At 58.2% G+C, this 2859-nt stretch carries 3 protein-coding genes; 2 read left to right on the top strand and 1 reads right to left on the bottom strand.

The genetic code is table 11. The annotated features are described in order from the left end of the window. Window positions 1-649: lyase family protein (locus ACTHV6_RS11980; RefSeq protein ID WP_441387875.1), on the bottom strand; the 649-nt coding region annotated here is incomplete at its 3' end. A gap of 182 nt (window positions 650-831) precedes the next feature. On the opposite strand from ACTHV6_RS11980, the gene ACTHV6_RS11975 reads away from it, so the two are divergent. Then, on the top strand, window positions 832-2178 hold the full coding sequence (locus ACTHV6_RS11975) for an MFS transporter (protein WP_441387873.1): 1347 nt from the start codon (window positions 832-834) through the stop codon (window positions 2176-2178). 2 nt (window positions 2179-2180) lie between these two features. Next, window positions 2181-2819, top strand: a complete 639-nt coding sequence (locus ACTHV6_RS11970; RefSeq protein ID WP_441387871.1) for a 2'-5' RNA ligase family protein — start codon at window positions 2181-2183, stop codon at window positions 2817-2819. The last annotated feature ends 40 nt before the right edge of the window (window positions 2820-2859 follow it).

Here is a 2859-nt window from a genome sequence, read left to right as displayed (position 1 = left end):
TCACCTCTTGGAGCCCGCCCAATGGTCCGGATGACAGCATTCGCAAGTCCTGTGCGATCTTCGCCATCGTGAGGGCCGCTCGCGCACCAGCGTGGGCGATGGCCGCGTATGAGTCCAAATGCGCAAGGGAATCGAACATATCTGTAGCCGGGGTGAGTGGGTGCCCGCTGAGTTCCGCCAGCGTAGCGACGGCTTCTTCGCAGTAGCCGGGCACGGCCCCGATACCACTTCCGAGCACGGTTGCCCCGAGCGGTACGTCATTAAGGGCGACGACGGCGGCCTTCAGCTCCCCCATCGTTCTCCTGATCGCCACCGAATGTGAGCGGTGGGTTTCTCCCACAGTCAGAGTCACTGCGTCCTGTAGACAGGTTCGGCCCAACCGGACCGTGTCATCGTATTCGGCGGCCTTCGTATCAAATTCCTCTGCCAAGGCTCTTAGTGCCTTAACCGGCGCCACTGCCAAATCCATCACCGTGAGTGCCATGGCGGTGGGGTAACTATCGTTTGTGGATTGGGAGGCATTGACGTGATCGTTCGGATGGACGGGGGCTCCGGCCCATCGCACTCCTGAGGGGCGCACAGGATGTGACGCCGTCGGCGTCAAAAAACAAACGTCTGAACCTCGATTCGACAGGACTTCTACACACATCATGCGTACAAAACCACGAAATGTAATGGTGAGCGGAGGAACCTAGCATGGAGGACTAAGGTCCGAACCGCACCGTAGGTACCGCGAGGAAAATGCAATATATGGCTTCCAATGTGTTAGATACCGAATCCCCGAGATCGCGGAGATTCCAACGAAAAATATCTGTTCTCGCAGGCGCGGGGATGTTTATTGACGGCTTTGACGTTTCGGTGATCGCAGTTGCTCTACCGGGACTCAAGCTGGCATGGAACATTACCGATGGGATTGTTTCCGGTATCGTGGCGTCAGCCGTTGTGGTGGGCATGTTCTTCGGAATGATGTTTGGCGGCAGGCTCGTGGACATCTTTGGCCGGAAGAAGATGTACATGTTTGATCTGGTGGGCTTCGTTGTTTTCGCACTTGTCGCTGCCGCGTCCCAGAATGTCTGGCAACTTATCATCGCCCGTCTGCTCCTCGGCTTGTTCATTGGTGCCGATTATCCGATCAGCTCCTCAGTAACCGCTGAGTTCACCACACCCCACCGCCGTGGGCGTCTCATCATCTTCATGTCACTTATGTGGCAATTGGGCGCATTCACCGCCTACGTAATCGGCATCCTCCTCATGGGCACGGGTGGCCACGCGTGGCGCTGGATGCTGTTCTGCGGTGCAGTATTGGCTGGCATTGTGATTCTCATGCGGCATAACATGCCCGAATCCCCCCGATGGCTTCGCGATCGCGGGCGCGACGAGGAAGCCGACGAAATCGAGCGGGAGATGCGCGAAGAGCACGATCTCATCATTGACACCCGCAACACTGGTCAGGCGACAGAGAAGGGAAAGATGCGTGAGATTTTCACGCCCAAGTACCTTCGCGCCACCGTTTTCTGCTGCGTGTTCTGGTTCGCCTTTGCCGTCTCCTTCTACGGCATCCAGATGTATACTCCCACCATTCTGACGCCCTTCACCGAGGGCCGTCCGGAACTCGCATTCCTCGGCGCTGCCTTCATCGCCGCGCTGGGTGTTGTTGGCGCAGGAATCGGCATGGTGACCGTTGAACGCTGGGGCCGCAGGCGCCAGATCATCTGGTGTTTCGTTGGCATGGTTGTGGCTCTCGTAATCCTTGCCCTGTGGGAGAATCCCGCACTCGCGTTCCTCATTGGACTACTATCCGTGACCATCTTGCTTGCCAATCTGGGACCGGGCGTTCTCAACATGGTGTATCCGAACGAGATGTTCCCAACTAGGCTACGAGGTACCGGCGTGGGATTCGCGGGATCGATCAGCCGCATCGGCTCGATCCTCGGCGTGCTCGTATTCCCCGTCCTTGTTGAAAACTGGGGAATGGCTCGCGCCACATGGCTTTTCGCGGGCGTTGCTGCCTTCGGCCTTATTGTTTCTATCTGGCTGGCTCCCGAAACGCGGGGGCGCTCCATGGATGAGCTCGAAGAATTGGCGAGCAATGGCTGGCGCGATGATCAGGGAAATCGCGTGTTTTACGGTACCTACACAACGACAGGCCCTGAAGTGCCTGCCAAGAAGGGGAACTAGCCATGGTACAGAGCTTCTTTGCTACTACACAGGATGACTGGACGGATCCCAGCGGGATGCTCCACGCGTATATCGTTCCGAGCAGCGTGCCGAAGCAGCGCCTCGCAGAAGCGGCGGCGACTCTCACTGGTCTTTCCTTCGTGGCGCCTCAGCCAACCGAGGCCCTGCACGGAACTATTCAGAGGTTCCCCTTCTTGCTCCGGGATTTGGATCAGGACGCCATCGATCAGCTGGAGACTTCCGCGCAAAACGCCGCCGCAAAACTCCAGCCGTTCGATCTGTCATTCGGTGCAGCGCGAGTAACGAAGGACTCTGTTCTCGCGAGCGCGGAGATAGGCCCTTCGTGGGAGGCATTGGTGAAGGTGACGCGTAGCGCCGCTCAGGCTGCGTTGGGGCCAGAGGCCCTGCGCTATGACCCGCCCTTTGGCCCCCATATGACACTCGCCTATGCGGTGAGTGACGGGCCCGATGAGGAGATTGACGATGCCCTAAGGTCGGGTCCGGGAACATCTGAGCCCATCGGACCCGTCACTGTAGGGGAAATCGTATGGTGCGCCGTTCACCAGAATCGCAACCAAGGGACCTACACGTTCGAGCCACTATTCTCCACGGCATTAGGTGAGGATTTGGGTGGGCGGTGAGCGGCTTGCCGTCGTCGTCGAAAAAACAAACAAATGGACT

The organism is Ancrocorticia sp. (genome assembly GCF_052089425.1).
Classification (GTDB): domain Bacteria; phylum Actinomycetota; class Actinomycetes; order Actinomycetales; family Actinomycetaceae; genus Ancrocorticia.
Note: the sequence above shows the minus strand (reverse complement) of the source record. Positions and strands in the feature narration are given on the sequence as shown.

Bases quoted from the DNA above. Each gene is read 5' to 3' on its own strand.
- ACTHV6_RS11975 (WP_441387873.1), top strand. From the start codon at position 832: ATGTTTATTGACGGCTTTGACGTTTCGGTGATCGCAGTTGCTCTACCG.
- ACTHV6_RS11970 (WP_441387871.1), top strand. From the start codon at position 2,181: ATGGTACAGAGCTTCTTTGCTACTACACAGGATGACTGGACGGATCCC.